This is a genomic window from Streptomyces sp. RKND-216 (assembly GCF_004795255.1).
GTDB classification, from domain to species: Bacteria; Actinomycetota; Actinomycetes; order Streptomycetales; family Streptomycetaceae; genus Streptomyces; species Streptomyces hazeniae.
Genome location: NZ_SSBQ01000002.1, coordinates 5,436,012 through 5,453,426, shown reverse-complemented (window position 1 = coordinate 5,453,426; position 17,415 = coordinate 5,436,012). Strand labels below are relative to the sequence as shown.

The 17,415-nt window shown below is 72.3% G+C and carries 17 protein-coding genes, 2 tRNA genes and 1 pseudogene; 5 read left to right on the top strand and 15 right to left on the bottom strand.

Translation table 11 applies throughout. From position 1 onward, the window contains the following. Nucleotides 1-54 precede the first annotated feature (54 nt). From pdxT to pgsA, 6 genes are all read right to left on the bottom strand, one after another. The gene (pdxT, locus tag E4198_RS24080; RefSeq protein WP_136185003.1) at nt 55-645 is read right to left on the bottom strand and encodes a pyridoxal 5'-phosphate synthase glutaminase subunit PdxT; all 591 of its coding nucleotides are present in this window, start codon (nt 643-645) and stop codon (nt 55-57) included. A 264-nt stretch (nt 646-909) separates the two neighbouring features. Continuing rightward, nucleotides 910-1,833 carry a pyridoxal 5'-phosphate synthase lyase subunit PdxS gene (gene pdxS / locus E4198_RS24075; RefSeq protein WP_136185002.1) on the bottom strand — a complete coding sequence of 308 codons (924 nt, stop codon included), beginning with the start codon at nt 1,831-1,833 and terminating at the stop codon, nt 910-912. 155 nt (nt 1,834-1,988) lie between these two features. Continuing rightward, entirely contained in the window at nt 1,989-2,546 is a 558-nt protein-coding gene (locus tag E4198_RS24070) for a hypothetical protein (RefSeq protein ID WP_136185001.1), read from the bottom strand. Nucleotides 2,547-2,553: 7 nt separating this feature from the next. Next, complete coding sequence (locus E4198_RS24065) at nt 2,554-3,717, bottom strand: glycosyltransferase family 4 protein (protein ID WP_136185000.1); 1,164 nt, start codon at nt 3,715-3,717, stop codon at nt 2,554-2,556. After that, entirely contained in the window at nt 3,714-4,688 is a 975-nt protein-coding gene (locus E4198_RS24060; RefSeq protein WP_136184999.1) for a phosphatidylinositol mannoside acyltransferase, read from the bottom strand. The genes E4198_RS24065 and E4198_RS24060 overlap by 4 nt, the downstream gene beginning before the upstream one ends. Continuing rightward, nucleotides 4,688-5,383, bottom strand: coding sequence for a phosphatidylinositol phosphate synthase (pgsA, locus tag E4198_RS24055; protein WP_247597820.1), 696 nt, complete (start codon nt 5,381-5,383; stop codon nt 4,688-4,690). Before pgsA ends, E4198_RS24060 begins: the two co-directional genes overlap by 1 nt. A 233-nt stretch (nt 5,384-5,616) precedes the next feature. Between pgsA and E4198_RS24050 the strand changes: the two genes are divergently transcribed. Together E4198_RS24050 and E4198_RS24045 are read left to right on the top strand one after the other, a co-directional pair. Continuing rightward, nucleotides 5,617-7,815 (top strand): elongation factor G-like protein EF-G2, encoded by a 2,199-nt coding sequence (locus tag E4198_RS24050; protein WP_136184997.1) that lies wholly within the window; start codon nt 5,617-5,619, stop codon nt 7,813-7,815. Nucleotides 7,816-7,955: 140 nt separating this feature from the next. Further along, the gene (locus E4198_RS24045) at nt 7,956-9,632 is read left to right on the top strand and encodes a hypothetical protein (RefSeq protein WP_136184996.1); all 1,677 of its coding nucleotides are present in this window, start codon (nt 7,956-7,958) and stop codon (nt 9,630-9,632) included. Between the two features lie 47 nt (nt 9,633-9,679). On the opposite strand, the gene E4198_RS24040 is transcribed toward E4198_RS24045, so the two are convergent. The 6 genes and pseudogenes from E4198_RS24040 to E4198_RS24015 all read right to left on the bottom strand — a co-directional run. Beyond that, nucleotides 9,680-10,243 carry an HIT domain-containing protein gene (locus tag E4198_RS24040; RefSeq protein ID WP_136184995.1) on the bottom strand — a complete coding sequence of 188 codons (564 nt, stop codon included), beginning with the start codon at nt 10,241-10,243 and terminating at the stop codon, nt 9,680-9,682. 81 nt (nt 10,244-10,324) lie between these two features. Next, nucleotides 10,325-12,298 (bottom strand): threonine--tRNA ligase, encoded by a 1,974-nt coding sequence (thrS, locus tag E4198_RS24035; protein ID WP_136184994.1) that lies wholly within the window; start codon nt 12,296-12,298, stop codon nt 10,325-10,327. A 181-nt stretch (nt 12,299-12,479) separates the two neighbouring features. Next, nucleotides 12,480-12,551, bottom strand: a tRNA-Val gene (locus E4198_RS24030). A gap of 60 nt (nt 12,552-12,611) precedes the next feature. Continuing rightward, nucleotides 12,612-13,106 (bottom strand): polyketide cyclase, encoded by a 495-nt coding sequence (locus E4198_RS24025; RefSeq protein WP_136184993.1) that lies wholly within the window; start codon nt 13,104-13,106, stop codon nt 12,612-12,614. Nucleotides 13,107-13,185: 79 nt separating this feature from the next. After that, nucleotides 13,186-13,257 (bottom strand) — tRNA-Val (locus E4198_RS24020). A gap of 94 nt (nt 13,258-13,351) precedes the next feature. After that, a pseudogene (locus E4198_RS24015) lies at nt 13,352-13,622 on the bottom strand (TIGR02611 family protein); the annotation flags it as partial. Nucleotides 13,623-13,818: 196 nt separating this feature from the next. On the opposite strand from E4198_RS24015, the gene E4198_RS24010 reads away from it, so the two are divergent. Beyond that, nucleotides 13,819-14,232, top strand: a complete 414-nt coding sequence (locus E4198_RS24010; protein WP_003959770.1) for an SsgA family sporulation/cell division regulator — start codon at nt 13,819-13,821, stop codon at nt 14,230-14,232. 174 nt (nt 14,233-14,406) lie between these two features. Further along, complete coding sequence (locus E4198_RS24005) at nt 14,407-14,970, top strand: CGNR zinc finger domain-containing protein (protein WP_136184992.1); 564 nt, start codon at nt 14,407-14,409, stop codon at nt 14,968-14,970. Between the two features lie 40 nt (nt 14,971-15,010). Here the strand turns inward: E4198_RS24005 and E4198_RS24000 are convergent, their stop codons facing one another. Both E4198_RS24000 and E4198_RS23995 read right to left on the bottom strand, forming a co-directional pair. Beyond that, on the bottom strand, nt 15,011-15,274 hold the full coding sequence (locus tag E4198_RS24000) for a hypothetical protein (protein WP_136184991.1): 264 nt from the start codon (nt 15,272-15,274) through the stop codon (nt 15,011-15,013). A gap of 69 nt (nt 15,275-15,343) precedes the next feature. Further along, nucleotides 15,344-15,892, bottom strand: a complete 549-nt coding sequence (locus tag E4198_RS23995) for a hypothetical protein (RefSeq protein ID WP_136184990.1) — start codon at nt 15,890-15,892, stop codon at nt 15,344-15,346. Nucleotides 15,893-16,009: 117 nt separating this feature from the next. On the opposite strand from E4198_RS23995, the gene E4198_RS23990 reads away from it, so the two are divergent. Further along, entirely contained in the window at nt 16,010-16,528 is a 519-nt protein-coding gene (locus tag E4198_RS23990) for a DsbA family protein (protein WP_136184989.1), read from the top strand. Between the two features lie 28 nt (nt 16,529-16,556). On the opposite strand, the gene E4198_RS23985 is transcribed toward E4198_RS23990, so the two are convergent. Further along, the gene (locus E4198_RS23985) at nt 16,557-17,414 is read right to left on the bottom strand and encodes a GNAT family N-acetyltransferase (RefSeq protein ID WP_136184988.1); all 858 of its coding nucleotides are present in this window, start codon (nt 17,412-17,414) and stop codon (nt 16,557-16,559) included. Between the last annotated feature and the right edge of the window lies 1 nt (nt 17,415).

Sequence of the window (17,415 nt, the reverse complement as noted above, 5' to 3'; positions counted from 1 at the left end):
CCTTGCTCCTTCACAGTCTCCAACAACGTGTTCCGGGATCCTACCGTCCTGCCGTCACCGGGCGGCCCGCACGAGGTCGGCGAAGGCCTCGTGCACGCGGTGGTCGCCGGTGAGTTCGGGGTGGAACGAGGTGGCGAGCAGGTTCCCCTGGCGCACGGCCACCGCGTGCTCCTCGTAGCGGGCGAGGATCTCGACCTCGGCACCGGTGGACTCCACCCAGGGCGCCCGGATGAACACCCCCTCGACGGGGCCACCGGGGACGCCTTCGACATCCAGGGCCGCCTCGAAGGACTCGTTCTGCCGGCCGAAGGCGTTGCGGCGCACGATCATGTCGATGCCGCCGACCGTCTCCTGCCCGGACCGCGGGTCGAGGATCTTGTCCGCGAGCATGATCATACCGGCACAGGAGCCGTAGGCGGGCATGCCCGCGCGGACACGGGCGCGCAGCGGCTCCATGAGGCCGAAAGCGTGGGCCAGCTTGGACATGGTGGTGGATTCGCCGCCGGGCAGCACCAGGCCGTCGACGCGCGCGAGTTCCTCGGGGCGCCGTACCTGCACGGCCTCGGCTCCCGCGCCGGCGAGGGCGGCGAGGTGCTCGCGCACGTCCCCTTGCAGGGCGAGGACGCCGATGACGGGTGAGCTCACGTGTCGTTACCTCTCCAGGACTCCAGGGCGTGTTTCGAAAGTAGCACCGTCCGCCCGGAGGGCGGGCGGGGCGGCGTCAGGTGCGCGCAGATGCTTGTGCAAGGCGGAGGGAGGAAAGCGCAGCGGGCTGCGCTGACGACGACAACGCAGCAGATGTGCGTGCATGGCGCCGCCCCGCAGTCGGGACCTTCGAACACGCCCCACACGCCCCAGGGAAGTACCGCGCGCGGTGGTCCGGGCCCCGGACCACCGCGCGGGAGGGCTTCACCAGCCGCGGGACGCGTACCGCTCGCTCTCGGGGAGGGTGTCGCAGTTGATGCCGACCATGGCCTCGCCCAGACCGCGGGAGGCATCCGCGATGATCTTCGGGTCATCGTAGAAGGTGGTGGCCTTCACGATGGCGGCGGCGCGCTTGGCCGGGTCGCCGGACTTGAAGATGCCGGAGCCGACGAAGACGCCCTCGGCGCCGAGCTGGCGCATCAGCGCGGCGTCCGCCGGAGTGGCCACGCCGCCGGCGGAGAAGAGGACGACCGGCAGCTTCCCCAGCGCGGCGACCTCCTCGACCAGCTCGTACGGGGCGCGCAGCTCCTTGGCGGCGGCGTACAGCTCGTTGTTGTCCAGGGCCTTCAGCCGGCCGATCTCGCCGCGGATCTGACGCATGTGCCGCACGGCCTCGACGACGTTGCCGGTGCCGGCCTCGCCCTTGGAGCGGATCATGGCCGCGCCCTCGGCGATGCGGCGCAGTGCCTCGCCCAGGTTGGTGGCGCCGCAGACGAACGGGGTGGTGAAGGCGAACTTGTCGCTGTGGTTGACCTCGTCGGCCGGGGTGAGGACCTCGGACTCGTCGATGTAGTCGACGCCGAGGGCCTGGAGGATCTGCGCCTCGACGACGTGACCGATGCGGGACTTGGCCATGACCGGGATGGAGACGGCCTCGATGATGCCCTCGATCATGTCCGGGTCGGACATGCGGGCCACGCCGCCGTCCTTGCGGATGTCGGCGGGGACGCGCTCCAGCGCCATGACGGCGACGGCGCCGGCGTCCTCGGCGATCTTGGCCTGCTCGGGCGTGACGACGTCCATGATCACGCCGCCCTTGAGCTGCTCGGCCATGCCGCGCTTGACGCGGGCGGTGCCGGTCTCGGGCGACGGGCTGGCGGCGGACGTGGCGGAAGACGTGCTCGACACGGTGGTGACCTCACTCGACGGTAAAAGTGCGACCGGACCATGGTAGGCCCGCTGTCTCACACTCTCCGATCGGGCGTCGGGCGGGAAAGGGCCAATCCGAGGCGGTGGCCTGCCGGGGCGGGCGGGCACGCTCGGCGGGCACCGGGGATGTCAGGTCAGGCCGCGTCGTCGGCGCGGGCGATGAGGGCGGGCGGTGGCTCGTCGTCCATCTCGAAGGCCAGCGGGAAGGGGGCGTGGCCCGCCAGCCGCAGCCAGCGGACCTTGCGGTGGCGGCGCAGGGCCCGCGCGGCCCGGACCGCGTCGTTGTGGAAGCGCCGGGCCATCGGCACCCTCCGCACCGCGGCAACGAGCTCGGCGGCTGACTCCTCGCCGCCCGGCGCCTCCCGGACGGCGTCGATCTGGGCGCGGTCGGCGAAGACGGCGCGCAACGCCTGGCTCAGCTCGCTCTCCGCGACCTCCCGGTGGTCCTCCTCGGCCTGCCTGGCGTCGTGGGCCGACTGGTAGAGCACGATGGAGGCCGCCGGGTCCAGGACGCCGGCGGTGGCCAGTTCCTGCGCGACCGAGGCCCGACGCAGCAGTTGGGCGTCCAGCGCGGCTTTCGCGGCGTCGATGCGGGCGTGCAGGCGGTCCAGCCGTCCGGCGGTCCAGCTGAGGTAGATGCCGACGAGGGCGAGTGCGACGACGGTCCAGAGCAGGGTCGTGAGTGCGGGCATCACGGCATCAGTCCCTGGCCAGGCCGAACCGGGCGCGCAGGCCGGTGCGTTCGTCGGGGGCGACGGAGGCGGCGCCGTCGGCGACCGTCTCGTAGACGGCGAGGATGTCCGCGCCGACGGTGTCCCAGTCGAAGCGGCGGACGTGGCGTTCGCCGCGCGCGCGCAGCTCCGCGAGCCGTTCGCGGTCGCCGAGCAGCCGTACCGCTTCGGCGGCGAGGGCGTCGGCGTCGCCGGCGGGGAAGAGTGCGCCGGCCTCTCCCCCGTCGAGCACCTGGGCAAAGGCGTCCAGGTCGCTCGCGAGCACGGGCGCGGAGGCGGACAGGGCTTCGACGAGGATGATGCCGAACGACTCGCCGCCGGTGTTGGGCGCGACGTACAGATCGACGCTGCGCAGCAGCCTCGCCTTGTCCTCGTCGCTGACCATGCCGAGGAACTCGACGCGGTCGCGCAGCCCTTCGTCCGGCAGGTGTTCGAGGGCCTCGTCGGTGTCGCCGCGGCCGGCGATGAGCACGCGAGTGCCGGGAAGTTCCTTCAGGATGCGGGGCAGCGCCCTCATCAGCACCGGAAGGCCCTTGCGGGATTCGTCGATCCGGCCGATGAAGCCGATCGTGCCGCCCTGCCACGCGGGCTCGGGTTCGGCGCGGGCGAAGAAGCCGACGTCCACCCCGTTGGGGATGACGACCGCGTCGCCGCCCAGGTGCTCGACGAGGGTGCGCCGGGCGTACTCGCTGACGGCGATGCGGGCGCTGATCTTCTCCAGTGCGGGCTGGAGGATCGGGTACGCGGCGATCATGGCGCGGGAGCGCGGGTTGGAGGTGTGGAAGGTGGCCACGATGGGGCCCCGAGCCGCCCAGCAGGTCAGCAGGGCGAGCGACGGGGTGGCGGGCTCGTGGATGTGGAGCACGTCGAAGTCGCCGTCGTGCACCCAGCGCCGGACGCGGGCCGCGGAGAGGAAGCCGAAGTTGAGCCGGGCCACCGAGCCGTTGTACGGCACGGGCACGGCGCGTCCGGCGGACACCACGTAGGGCGGCAGCGGCGTGTCGTCGTCGGACGGGGCGAGCACGGACACCTGGTGGCCGCGGCGCAGCAGGTGTTCGGCGAGGTCGCGGATGTGGAACTGGACTCCGCCGGGGACGTCCCAGGAGTAGGGGCAGACGATGCCGATCCTCACCGGCGCTCCTCCGTCCCCGAACCCGTGGTCTCCCTGCCCGCAGACCCGGCGTCCGGCTCCTTCGCGGGTTCCGGGCGGAGTGAAAGGTCGGCGGTCCAGAGCCGTTGCAGCATGTGCCAGTCCTGCGGGTGGGCGGCGATCCCGTGGGCAAAGGCGTCCGCCATGGCCTGCGTCATGGCCTGCGCCTTCTCCCGGCGGGTTCCGGCGGCGGGCGGTTCGAGCGGTGCGTGGACGCGGCCGCGCAGCACGGGCGCGTCGTCATACCAGAGGGTGACGGGGAGCAGCAGGGAATTCGTCTGGAGCGCGAGCATGGCGGGACCGGCGGGCATGCGTGCCGCCTCGCCGAAGAACGAGACCTCGACCCCGGAGGCGGACAGGTCACGGTCGGCGACCAGGCAGACCAGACCGCCGGCCCGGAGACGGCGTGCCAGGGTGCCGAACGCCTCGGCGCCCTGGTGGGCCAGGACCTCCATGCCGAGGCTCTCCCGGTAGGCGACGAACCGGTCGTACAGCGACTCGGGGCGGAGGCGTTCGGCGACGGTGGTGAAGGGCGTGCCGAGATGGGTGGTGACCCACGCGCCCGCCAGGTCCCAGTTGGCCAGGTGGGGCAGGGCGAGCACGACCCCGCGGTCGGAGGCGATGCCGTCGGTGAGGTGGTGGATGTCGTCCGGCACGAAGGAGTCCCGCACCCGCTCCGGGCTCCAGGCGGGCAGGCGGAAGGACTCCATCCAGTACCGCAGGTACGAGCGCATGCCGTCCTGCGACAGCGCGCGCAGCCGCTCCGGCGGGGCGTCGGGCACGACGCGCGCGAGGTTGCGTTCCAGCTGCAGCACGCCCTTGCCCCGGCGCTGCCAGGCGGTGTCGGCGATGCGGCGGCCCAGTGCGTTCGCGGCCGGCTCGGGCAAGCGCTTCACCCCGCCCCAGCCGGCCCGGTACAGCGCGTCCGTGACGCGCCCACCGAGGCCGCCCATCAGGCCTCTCCCTGCGGGGAGGCGGAGTTCCCCTGCTGCGGGGGCGTCTCTCCCGGCCGTGCCGCCGCGTCGGCCTCGGCGGCCTCCCGGCGCACCGTCACCACACGCTGGCCGAGGGTCACCAGGGAGCCCACGGCCACCACCCACAGGGCGATCGGCAGCAGCCACTCGATGTAGGGCACGCCGAAGGTCTCCAGGCCCGCGAAGCCGGCCGCGACGAGGGAAATCACCAGCCGCTCGGCGCGTTCCACCAGACCGTTCACCGCGACCGGCAGGCCGATGCTCTCGCCGCGGGCCTTGGTGTAGGAGACGACCTGGCCGCTGGCCAGGCAGAAGAGGCTGACCGCGCAGAGCGTCAGGTCGTCGCCGCCGCCCGCGTACCAGAGCGCGATCCCGCCGAAGATGGCAGCGTCGGCGACGCGGTCGAGTGTGGAGTCGAGAAAGGCTCCCCACCGGCTGGCCCGCCCGAGCTGGCGCGCCATGTTGCCGTCCACCAGGTCGGAGAAGACGAAGAGGGTGATGACGACGGTGCCCCAGAAGAACTCGCCCTGCGGGTAGAAGACCAGCGCTCCCGCCATCACCCCGCCCGTCCCGACCAGGGTCACCGCGTCGGGGCTGACGCCCAGACGCAGCAGGAGAGCGGCGAACGGTGTGAGAACACGCGTGAAGAAAGCACGCGCGTACGTGTTCAGCATGGCCTTCCCGAAGGTTCGAAGCGTGACCGGGCGGCCGAGACGCCCCCGGGCGCCCATCGTAGCCAGTGCTCCCGGCCCGGGTCCCGGTGCCCGGTGACCGCGCGGACACGGGGCGCGGCGTGCGACGTATGGACGCCCACCGATACCGGTGGAAAGCTGGAATTTCCGCGCATCTCTCGCGGGGCCCGGGCGCGGACAGGCAGCCGGCAGGTGTCGACCGGAAGGCGGGACACATGGGCGACAAGGCGAGCACGCACCCCGGGGCCGCCGGCAGGGCGACGGCGGCCGACCGGCCCTCCTCCCTGAGGAACGTGGTCCTGGTCGGCCACAGCGGCTCCGGCAAGACGACGCTGGTCGAGGCTCTGGCCCAGGCCACGGGCGCGGTGAAACGGCCGGGCAGAGTCGAGGACGGGGGCACCGTCTCCGACCACGACGAGATCGAGCACCGGCAGCAGCGGTCCGTACAGCTGTCGCTGGTGCCCGTCGAGTGGGACGGTATCCGCGTCAACCTGCTGGACACCCCCGGCTACGCGGACTTCGTCGGGGAGCTGAGGGCCGGTCTGCGTGCGGCGGACGCGGCCCTCTTCGTGGTCTCGGCGGCTGACGGCGTGGACGGGTCGACCCGCATGGTGTGGGAGGAGTGCGCCGCGGTGGGCATGCCGCGCGCCCTCGTCGTCACCCATCTGGACGCGGCGAGGGCCGATTTCGACGAGATGGTCGCCGTCTGCCGGCGCGTCTTCGGCGGTGACGACCCGGACGCGGTGCTGCCGCTGTATCTGCCGCTGCACGGGGAGGAGGGACGTGACGGCCACGCTCCGGTGGCGGGGCTGATCGGTCTCCTGTCGCAGCGGATCTTCGACTACTCCTCCGGTGAACGGACCGACCGGGAGCCGGACGCGGAGCACCTGCCGCTGATCGCCGAGGCGCGGAACCGACTGATCGAGGGCATCATCGCGGAGAGCGAGGACGAGTCCCTCATGGACCGGTATCTGGGCGGCGAGCCGGTCGACGTCGAGACGCTCGTCGCGGACCTGGAGAAGGCCGTGGCCCGCGGCACCTTCCATCCCGTGCTGGCGGCGGCGCCCGCGACCGACGGCGGACGGCAGGGGCTGGGCACGCTGGAACTGCTGGAGCTGGTCACCGGCGGCTTCCCGACACCCGAGGAGCACCCGGTGCCGGCCGTGACGTCGCCGGGCGGCGCCCCGCGCCCCCCGCTGACCTGCGACCCCGACGGCCCGCTGGCCGCGGAGGTGGTCAAGACCTCCTCCGACCCGTACGTGGGCCGGCTGTCACTGGTGCGGGTGTTCTCCGGGACGCTGCGGCCGGACGAGACGGTGCACGTGAGCGGGCACGGCCTGGAGGACCGGGGGCATGAGGACCACGACGTCGACGAGCGCGTGGGCGCGCTGTCCGCGCCGTTCGGCAAGCAGCAGCGCGGGCTGAGCCACGCAATCGCCGGCGACCTGGCCTGCGTGGCGAAGCTGACCCGCGCCGAGACGGGCGACACCCTGTCGGCGAAGGGCGACCCGCTGCTGATGGAGCCGTGGGTGATGCCCGACCCGCTGCTACCGGTGGCCGTGGTGGCGCACAGCAAGCCGGACGAGGACAAGCTGTCGCAGGGTCTGGCCCGGCTGGTCGCCGAGGACCCGACGATGCGGCTGGAGCAGAATCCGGACACCCGCCAGGTGGTGCTGTGGTGCCTGGGCGAGGCGCACCGGGACGTGGCGCTGGAGCGGCTGCGGGCCCGCTACGGGGTGCAGGTCGACGCGGTGCCCTACCGGGTGTCGCTACGGGAGACCTTCGCGGAGCCGTCGCAGGGCCGGGGGCGGCATGTGAAGCAGTCCGGCGGGCACGGGCAGTTCGCGGTCTGCGAGATCACGGTCGAGCCGCTGCCCGGCGGTTCGGGCATCGAATTCGTCGACAAGGTGGTGGGCGGCGCGGTGCCGCGGCAGTTCATCCCATCGGTGGAGAAGGGCGTACGGGCGCAGGCCGCGCGCGGTGTCACGGCGGGATACCCGCTGGTGGACGTGCGGGTGACGCTGCTGGACGGCAAGGCGCACTCGGTGGACTCCTCTGACGCGGCCTTCCAGACTGCGGGCGCGCTGGCGCTGCGCGAGTGCGCCGGGGCCGGGCGCATCCATCTGCTGGAGCCCGTCTACGAGCTGCGCGTGGTGGTCGCCGACGACTACGTGGGCCAGGTGATGAGCGACCTTTCCGGACGGCGGGGCCGGGTGATGGGCACCGAGCAGATCGCCGGCGGGCACACCCTGGTGCGGGCGGAGGCGCCGGAGGTCGAGATCGGCCGGTACGCGGTGGACCTGCGGTCCCTGTCGCACGGCACGGGACGGTTCACCCGCGCCTACGTCCGGCACGAGCCGATGCCCCAGCAGGTCGCCGACCGCGTCCGGTCCGAGCAGACGAACGAAGGCTGAATCCGTACGGTTTCCGCTTCGCCGCCCCCGACCCGGCCCGTACGCTGGGGTGCTGACCGGACATCAGGTGTGACGGCCCGGGCGCCGGGTAGAACGGCGGGAGCCGGCACGCTTCAGCACACGGCAAGGGTGGGGGCACGGTGGCGGGCTTCGACGACCGCAGCGAAAGCACCAGCGCGACGGGGTACGACTTCTCCCCCGGGGCGGAGATACCTCTCACCGGCTCCTCCGGCGGTACGGTCGCCACGCATGCGCTTGCCTCGGCCGCCTACCGGGACCGCCCGGTCAAGGACCTGCTGGCGGCCAACCCGGACACCAAGGTGAAGCCGCCGAAGCTGTCGCTCTTCGAACCCAACCTGGGCGAGGCGTTCTCCCGAGCGGTGCAGACCCGGCTGCTCGGGGGCGCACGGAAGGCGATCATCCAGTCGTTCGGCAGCGAGCCGGCCGCCGTGGTCGAGCACTGCCTGGCGGCCACCCGCATCCGCAAGGAGCGGGACGCCCACCTGACCGTGGTCATGCTGGTGTCCGGGCTGCTGTTCCTGCCCGGCGTGCTGCTGTGGCTGCTGGTCTTCCAGCTGCGCCGGTCCCTTGCCGGGGCGCAGAACAAGCGGGTCGGCGCGTTCGGCGTGGCGGCGATGGTCGCGCTGGGCGTGCTCGCCGTGGTCTTCCTGCTCCGGCTGCCGCTTGACGGGTTCTGGGCGCTCTACCTGCGGGCGATGCTGGTTGCTCCGGTGCTCGGCTGGCTCTGGGCCAAGCGGATCTGCGAGCGTTACGCCAAGGACCTTCAGGGCCGCTGGGCGGGTCTGCTCTCCGGCGGTGGCGTGGGCGCGAAGATCCCCGAGGCGGTGCCACGCACCCCGGGTGACGCCGGCGCCGAACGCATCCGGCTCGCCCTGCGGAAGCTCAGCGCCGAGCAAGCCAGCAATCTGGTCTTCTACGCCGGCCCCAAGGGGATTCTCGGCATGGGGACCCGCTGGGGAAGCTGGCAGCTCGCGGAGGAGCTGAGGCCGTCCGACCCGGCCAAGGACATCGACCCCTTCCGCAGCTGGGACGTGGTCCGCGCGATCCAGGACCGGCTGCGGATGCTGGAGCGCAGCCCCCTGCACACCGGCGGCTTCCCCCCGCCGACGATCCGGCACTGGGTCGTCTCGCCCATCGGCGAGAAGGCCACGGAGGTGGAGCGCCGGGAGGGCCAGGAGGTCGAGGCGTTCCGCATCAAGGACTTCGAGATCCAGCGGATCTGCGACCAGCAGCAGTTCGGCAGCGGCGACCGGCACTACCTGGGCGTGCAGTTCGTGCTCTGGGACGGGCAGTTGGTGATCACCATGCTGATCACGGTGACGATGCTGCACCACACGCTGCGGATCGAGGTGACCGGCCACGCCCTCGGGCCGGTGCACCCGCTGTTCACCACCAAGCCGAAGGCGCGGACCAAGGAGGTCTCCAAGAGCGTGCGCTTCTGGGAGACCAAGGAGGTCACCCTGCCGCTGGTGGAGACGAAGGAGGTGGTGCGCCTGGCCGCGCGCGCTCCGTTCACCTGGTACCCGCCGCTGCTGGACTTCCTCGGCGGCAAGCTCACGCTGCCGGAGCCGTTCGGGCTGCGCCACACCTGGGCGGACAAGCCGTGGCGGCACCGCTTCATGGCGGACGACGCGCTGCGTGCGGCGACCCCTGTGCTGCGGGCGGTGCACGCGGCGACGATCCACCTGCTCGAGGAGAAGGGCTGCGCGACGCAGCAGTTCGGCACCCGCTCGGACGTTCTCAGCGGCCTGGTGCAGGGCGTGGAGCCCAAGCGGGCGGACGTCTACGACGTCTGAGCGCGGGCGGAGGCCGTGGCCGTCGGAGGCCGCCCCCCGCCCGGCGGTCACGCCCCGGGCCAGGCCTCCGCGAGCAACCGCCGGGTGTCGGCGAGGAGCTGCGGAAGGATGCGGGTGTGGCCGACGACCGGCATGAAGTTGGTGTCGCCGCCCCAGCGCGGCACCAGGTGCTGGTGCAGGTGCGCGGCGATGCCCGCGCCGGCGACGGATCCCTGATTCATGCCGATGTTGAAGCCGTGCGCACCGGACACCTTCCGCAGCGTGGTCATCGCCCGCTTGGTGAACTCGGCGAGTTCGGCGGTCTCCTCGCGGTCGAGTCCGGTGTAGTCCGCGACGTGCCGGTAGGGGACGGTCATCAGGTGACCGCCGTTGTAGGGGTACAGGTTGAGGACGGCGTAGACCTGCTCGCCGCGGGCGACGATCAGCCCGTCCTCGTCGCTTTTGGAGGGGATCGAGCAGAACGGGCAGCCGTCACCGGAGCCCGGCCCGTTGGGCTTGTTCTCCCCCTGGATGTAGGCCATGCGGTGCGGGGTCCACATGCGCTGGAACGCGTCCGGCGCGCCCACTCCGATCTGCTGCTCGGGCTGCTCGCTGCTCATGGGTGCCAGCATATGGCGAGAGCCCCGGGGGGATGCCCCAGGGCCCTCACGTGATCGGTGCGTGTGCCCGGCACGCCTGCCGGTGCGCTGCGGTCAGGCCCGCTGCTCCACCGCGGCGCGCAGCTCGGCGAGGGCGTCCTCGCGGGCCACGCCGTTCTTCTGCGAACCGTCGCGGTAGCGGAAGCTGACGGCGCCGGCGGCGACGTCGTCGTCACCGGCGATGATCATGAAGGGGACCTTCGACTTCTGCGCGTTGCGGATCTTCTTCTGCATCCGGTCGGAGGAGCTGTCGACCTCGACCCGGAGCCCCTGCCGCTTGGCCTCGGCGGCGAAGTCCTCCAGGTACGGGACGTGGGTGTCGCCGATGGGGATGCCGGTGGCCTGGACGGGGGCGAGCCAGGCCGGAAAGGCACCGGCGTAGTGCTCCAGCAGGACGGCGAAGAACCGCTCAATCGAGCCGAACAGGGCCCGGTGGATCATCACCGGCGTCTGTCGGGAGCCGTCGGCCGCGGTGTACTCCAGCTCGAACCTCTTGGGCTGCTGGAAGTCGACCTGGATGGTGGACATCTGCCAGCTCCGGCCGATGGCGTCCTTGGCCTGCACCGAGATCTTCGGCCCGTAGTAGGCGGCGCCGCCGGGGTCCGGGACGAGCGGCAGCCCCTGCTTGTCGGCGGCCTGGCGGAGCGCCTCAGTGGCCTCCTCCCACTCCGCCGGCTCGCCCATGAACTTGTCCGACTCGTCGCGGGTGGACAGCTCCAGCTCGAAGTCGGTGAGACCGTAGTCGCGGAGGAGGTTCAGCACGAAGGTGAGCAGACCGTCCAGTTCGTCCGCCATCTGCTCCTTGGTGCAGTAGATGTGGGAGTCGTCCTGGGTGAAGCCCCGGGCGCGGGTGAGGCCGTGCACGACGCCGGACTTCTCGTACCGGTAGACGGTGCCGAACTCGAACATGCGCAACGGCAGTTCCCGGTACGACCGCCCGCGGGAGCGGAACACCAGGTTGTGCATCGGGCAGTTCATGGCTTTGAGGTAGTAGTCCTGCCCCTCGAACTCCATGGGCGGGAACATCGACTCGGCGTAGTTCGGCAGGTGGCCGGAGGTCTCAAAGAGACCCTTCTTGCTGATGTGCGGGGTGTTGACGAAGTCGTAGTCGGCCTCTTCGTGCCGCCTGCGCGAGTAGTCCTCCATCACGCGGCGGACGATGCCGCCCTTGGGGTGGAAGACCGCGAGGCCGCTGCCCAGCTCCTCCGGAATGGAGAACAGGTCGAGTTCGGCGCCCAGTTTGCGGTGGTCGCGCTTCTCGGCCTCGGCGAGGAACTCCAGGTGGGCCTTGAGCTCGTCCTTCGTGGGCCAGGCGGTGCCGTAGATGCGCTGGAGCTGCTTGTTCTTCTCGCTCCCCCGCCAGTACGCGGCGGCACTGCGCATCAGTTTGAAGGCGGGGATCAGGCGGGTGGTGGGCAGGTGCGGACCGCGGCAGAGGTCCTTCCAGCACAGCTCGCCGGTCTTGGCGTCGAGGTTGTCGTAGATGGTCAGCTCGCCGGCGCCGACTTCGGCGGAGGCGCCCTCGGCGGCGTCCGCGGCGGCGCCCTTGAGGCCGATCAGCTCCAGCTTGTACGGCTCGCCGGCCAGCTCCTCGCGGGCGTCGTCGTCGGTGGTGACGCGGCGGGAGAAGCGCTGGCCGCGCTTGACGATCTCCTGCATCTTCTTCTCGATGCGCTTGAGGTCGTCGGGGTGGAAGGGCTGCTCGACGTCGAAGTCGTAGTAGAAGCCGTCCTTGATGGGCGGGCCGATGCCGAGCTTGGCCTCCGGGAAGAGTTCCTGGACCGCCTGAGCCATGACGTGCGCGGTGGAGTGCCGGAGGATGTCCAGTCCGTCGTCGCTGCCGAGGACGACCGGCTCGACCTCGTCGCCGTCGGCGAGGGGGTGAGTCAGGTCGCGCAGCAGGCCGGCGACGCGGGCGGCGACGATCGTACGGTCGCCCTCGAAGAGCGCGGCGGCCGTGGTGCCCGTGGTCACCACGCGTTCTTCCCGCTCGGAATCGCGTCGGATGATCACACGGACGTCTGTCACCGGTCTCTCCTGAATGTCTCGACGTGACGGCGCCGGAACGCTCACCGGCCGCCGCGGGAATCGTACCGAGGGCTGGGGGCGCACTGCGAAAGCCCCACAGGACCCCGCCGGGCGCCGTACGCGGTCCCGGCACGCGAGAAGGCCGGCCCGTCGGACAACGGGACCGGCCTTCGGCTGAGGGTGGGCGATACTGGGTTCGAACCAGTGACCTCTTCGGTGTGAACGAAGCGCTCTCCCACTGAGCTAATCGCCCTCGAAGTGCGGCCCCGGAGGTGCTCCGGCGTCCGGCACGAGCAGCACCATACCCCGCTGGTCACCCTTCGTCCAAACCCCTTAGCCGGGCGGTGAGTCCACGGCGTCCGGCGCGCATCATCCATGCGTGGTTGGCGCGCAGCAGGGGGCGGGCGGGCAGCGCGACGAGCCGCAGCAGGGGCGTCGCCACCTCGGTGTACTGCTCGAAGTCCACGCGGCTCCCCCCGCCGGAATCAGCGCGCACCGTGCAACGGACCCAGCCCCGCATGTCCCCGTCCATGGCCACGGCCAGGTCACCGCCGTCCGGTCCGGGCGGGTGCGGCTCCCGTCGTTCGGCCCGCAGTGTGACGCGGTGCTCCAGCGGCAGGAAGGAGCGAAGGCGGATCTCGGCCGTCTCCCTGTTACGGACCGCGACCGCCGGTGACGCCGCCCGGGTCTGCGGCCACCAGACCGGGTAGTCCTCGACCCGCTGCAGCTCGGCGTAGATCCGGGCGGGCGGGGCCGGCAGGCGGCGCCAGGAGCTGCGGAAACGGAAGCGGTGCCAGGGTCTCGTCACGGCACCCTCCGGGACCTGGGGACGGCAGAAAAAAGCCGGGTGGCCGGAACCTTCCATTCCGGCCACCCGGCCTCGACTGTGGGCGATACTGGGTTCGAACCAGTGACCTCTTCGGTGTGAACGAAGCGCTCTCCCGCTGAGCTAATCGCCCGGGCGCGGCGCCCACATTACCGCATGTCAGGGGGTGCTCATGACCGCGCGCGAGCCGCACGTGCCGCCCGGCGGTGCTTGAGCCACTCCCTGCCCTGGTGGAGCTTCCTCCGGGCCCAGTGCATCACCAGCTGGGCCAAACGAACTCGGTCGCCCAGATGGCCATGCCCGCGAAGGCGGTGAGCCAGCCCGGCCCCGGAACCACCAGCATGACGACTCCGGCGACCACCACGGCCAGGCCGACCAGGAAGACTCCGACCTGCCAGCTCAGGTGGAGCGGACGCGCCCGCGGACGAAGCGCGGGGCACGGGAGCCCAGCGGCCGCTCGACCCTCGCCCCGGGCCCAGCATCCTGCTCCACACGCATGGGCACCAACCTACCGGACGCCGCTCACCCACACGTCACCCGAATGGACGTACGAGGAAAATGCCGATCGGCCACGCGAACGACCTCAAGCCTTACAAATCGGTCAGAGGGGTTTACAACCGGCCGGTAGGTGGCATGTCGATTGCGCCGACGTGCGAACCCCCGAGCGCACACTGAGCGAAAGGCCCTGGCGCTTATGAACACCACGGTCAGCTGCGAGCTGCACCTGCGCCTCGTTGTTTCGAGCGAGTCCTCACTGCCTGTACCCGCGGGCCTGCGGTACGACACGGCCGATCCCTACGCCGTGCACGCCACCTTCCACACCGGCGCGGAGGAGACCGTCGAGTGGGTTTTCGCCCGCGACCTCCTGGCCGAGGGCCTGCACAGGCCCACGGGCACCGGTGACGTCCGCGTCTGGCCGTCCCGCAGCCACGGTCAAGGAGTCGTGTGCATCGCCCTCAGCTCCCCGGAGGGAGAAGCCCTGCTCGAAGCGCCCGCCCGGGCGCTCGAGTCGTTTCTCAAACGGACCGACGCCGCTGTGCCGCCCGGCACGGAGCACCGCCACTTCGACCTGGACACCGAGCTCTCGCACATCCTCGCGGAGAGCTGAGACTCCGCCGGTCCGCCGCAGCCGTCCGACTCGGGGCGACGGCTGCGGTGGCCGGTGGCCGGGCCCGGCCGACGGCGCCGCCGCCGCGCGCACCGCGCGGGGGCGGCGCCGTCGCGCCCGGGCAGCGGCTAGGCTCGGGCGGCATCGGACACCCGCCGAAGGCCAGGAGCGACGGTGCAGATCAACCACGACACCCGGTGCGCACTCGACGACGTCGTCGACCTGCTCAACACCGCGCCGGACGGTGACACGCCCGACGGTCTGCTCTCCGTCGACGAACTGCGCGCATATGTGGACCGCAACGCGGTCAGCGACGTCGGCGCGCTCGGAGAGGACGACCTCAAGGCGGTCCGCTCGGTGCGGGACCGCTTCGCCGGCGTCTTCGCGGCGCCCGACGCCCGCACCGCCTCGAAGCTGATCAACGCGCTGGTCGCGGAGGCCGGCACGACGCCGCAGCTCACCGACCACGACGGCTACGACTGGCACGTGCACTACTTCGCGCCCGGCGCCTCCGTGGCGGACCACCTCGCCGCGGACGGCGGGATGGCGCTGGCGTTCATCCTCGTCGCCGGGGAGCGGGAGCGCCTGCGGCGGTGCGAGGCCCCGGACTGCGGGCGGGCCTTCATCGATCTCTCCCGCAACCGCTCCCGCCGCTACTGCGACAGCCGTACCTGCGGGAACCGGCTGCACGTGGCCGCGTACCGGGCGCGGCAGCGGGAGTCCGCGGACGCCGGCTGACCCGCCGGACGGCGCCGAAGGCGTCCGGGCCCCGCCGAGGTCACAGGATCAGCAGGTCGTGCACCCCGCACAGGCCCAGCAGCGCGCCGATCACGGCGAGGAAGAGCATCAGCGGCGGCTGGGAGAGCGCGAAGAGGCAGCCCCGCGCCTCCTCCTCCGGCTCCCGGCCGACGACCTCGGGCGGGACGGGGAGCGCCGCGGACGGCGGAACGGGGACCGGCGTCGAAGTGGGGGCGGGGGCCGGCGCGAGGGCTCGGCCCGGGTCGTCGATGTCGCCTGGAAGGGCGTGGGTGGTGCGCTGCATCTCGCGCCGATGATGACGCAGACGGACCCCGCGGCGCCGGTCAACACGCCCGGTGCCGCGGCGGGTTGGTCAGATGCCGTGCTTCTTCAGGATGGCCTCGATGTCGGAGAAATCGTCCTCGCCCCCCGCCGGACGGCCGCCCCTCGCTTCGCCGGAAGCCGTGGCCGGCTCCGCCGCACGGCCGGCCGCCTGTGCACCAGCTGTGGCTCCGGACGCGGTGCCCAGCGCTCCGGTGGACGCCTGCGGGGCACTCGCCGTGCCGAGCCCCTTCCGCTCGGCGCGGGCCGTGGCACGCCGCTCCCGGCGGGACGGCTGCCGCTCCCGGCCGGAGCCCCGGCCGGCGGCGACGCGAGCGATCACGTACAGGACGACCGCGAGAGCGAGCACGCCGAAGCCGGCCCAGACCTCCGGGTCGAGCACCAGGTCGGTGGCCCAGCCGCCGACAGCCCGGCCCACCTTCCCGGCGAGGCTGATCAGGCCCGCCATGGCCAGCCCGATCGGTACCAGAGCGAATGCCGCGATGCGCGTCGCAGCGGCGAACCGGCGCCGGTAGGCCGTGAGGAGGGCGATGGCGAGGCCGGCCGCGGAGAGGGCGGCGCACACGGTCGTGGTGAGCATGTCTCCATCGTGCACCCCGGACCGCCCGAGCGGCCATGCCTCCAGGGAACGCCGGGGGCGGAATCCGGGGGAAGTCAGGGTCCGGGGCGCCGCCCGCGGGGTGCGAGACTGTCCGCCATGAACGCTTCCTCCCCCGCCATTCCCCCGGTGCTCGACGTGTGGTGTGAGCTCCAGTGCACGGACTGCCGCCGCGCCCAGGACGACCTGCGTGCCCTGCGCGAGCGGTACGGCGACGCTCTGGAGATCAGGTGGCGGCACTTCCCGCTGGAGAAGCACAAGCACGCCTTCGCGGCGGCTCAGGCGGCGGAGGAGGCCTACGTGCAGGGCAGGGGCGACACATTCGTGGCGGCCGTGCTGGAGCGTGCCGAGGAGCTGGGCGGGCGCGGCGAGGAACTGCTGCTGGAGGTGGCCGCCGAGGTGGGGGTGGACCCCGACGAGGTCGCGACCTCCCTGGTGGACGGCCGGCACCTGCTGGTGGTGGACGCCGACCAGGCGGAGGGGCAGGCGATCGGCGTCACCGGCACGCCGACGTACGTCATCGACGGCGAGCGGATGGACGGCGGAAAGAGCCAGGAGGGCCTGCGGGAGCGCATCGAGGAGATCGCCGACCGGCTCCTCGGACGCGCCCGGTCGTGAGCCACTGGCCCGGGCCGGCTCCGGCCGGTCACAGCAGCGGCTTGGCCAGGTGGTGTTCCACGGGCCGGTAGCCGAGGGATGCGTACAGCTTGCGGGCCGGGGTGTTGCCGCTGTGCACGTTCAGGCCGAGTACCCGCGCGCCCGCCTCGCGGCACACGTCCTCGGCGGCCCGCATCAGGGTGCGGCCGTGGCCACGGCCGCGTTGCTCCGCGTCGACCTCGACCGCGTACACCCAGGCGTCGGCGTCCGGGCGTGGTGCCCCATCGAGACGCAGCCAGAGGACTCCGACCGCGCTGTCTTCGTGTAGCAGCTGGTGGAAGGACATCCCCGGCGTGTCGGGACCGTCCGGCAGCAGGGCGCGCTGGGCGCGTTCGGCGTCCAGCGCGGCGCGTTCCGGTGCGGCGCCGTCGGCGGTCAGCGCCGCGGCGAGCTGGGTCAGGTCGCGCGCGCTCCACTCCCGGAAGTGGTCGTCCGTCATCGGCCGCAGGCGGACGCCGTCGGGCGGGACGGCCGGCGGGCCGTGCGGGTGGAGCTCCGTGAGCAGGTGGCGAGCCAGCTCGGTGTAGCCGAGGGCTGCCGCCAGCCGCAGTGCGGGCTGTGCGGCGGCCGGGACGGCGAGGGCGAGGCGTACGCAGCCCCAGCCGCGCAGGAGTTCCTCGGCGGCCAGGGCGGCCACGGTCGCGCGGCCCCGGTGCCGGTCTGGCTCGTCCACCTCGATCGCGGCGATGCGGCCGGTGCGCAGCCCGTGCTCGTCGGCCGCGGTGACGTGGAGGCCGCCGGCCCGGCGCCCGTTGACGCAGATGTCGTAGCGGCGGCTGCGGGAGGTGCCCGGGGACGCGACGTCGCCGGGCTCCTCCGGGCCTGCGGGGCGGAGGGTGGTGGTCACC

Bases quoted from the DNA above. Each gene is read 5' to 3' on its own strand.
- E4198_RS24050 (WP_136184997.1), top strand. From the start codon at position 5,617: ATGGGCGACAAGGCGAGCACGCACCCCGGGGCCGCCGGCAGGGCGACG.
- E4198_RS24040 (WP_136184995.1), bottom strand. From the start codon at position 10,243: ATGCTGGCACCCATGAGCAGCGAGCAGCCCGAGCAGCAGATCGGAGTG.
- E4198_RS23990 (WP_136184989.1), top strand. From the start codon at position 16,010: ATGAACGCTTCCTCCCCCGCCATTCCCCCGGTGCTCGACGTGTGGTGT.
- E4198_RS23995 (WP_136184990.1), bottom strand. From the start codon at position 15,892: ATGCTCACCACGACCGTGTGCGCCGCCCTCTCCGCGGCCGGCCTCGCC.
- E4198_RS24010 (WP_003959770.1), top strand. From the start codon at position 13,819: ATGAACACCACGGTCAGCTGCGAGCTGCACCTGCGCCTCGTTGTTTCG.
- E4198_RS24060 (WP_136184999.1), bottom strand. From the start codon at position 4,688: ATGGGCGGCCTCGGTGGGCGCGTCACGGACGCGCTGTACCGGGCCGGC.
- pgsA (WP_247597820.1), bottom strand. From the start codon at position 5,383: ATGCTGAACACGTACGCGCGTGCTTTCTTCACGCGTGTTCTCACACCG.
- E4198_RS24000 (WP_136184991.1), bottom strand. From the start codon at position 15,274: ATGCAGCGCACCACCCACGCCCTTCCAGGCGACATCGACGACCCGGGC.
- E4198_RS24070 (WP_136185001.1), bottom strand. From the start codon at position 2,546: ATGCCCGCACTCACGACCCTGCTCTGGACCGTCGTCGCACTCGCCCTC.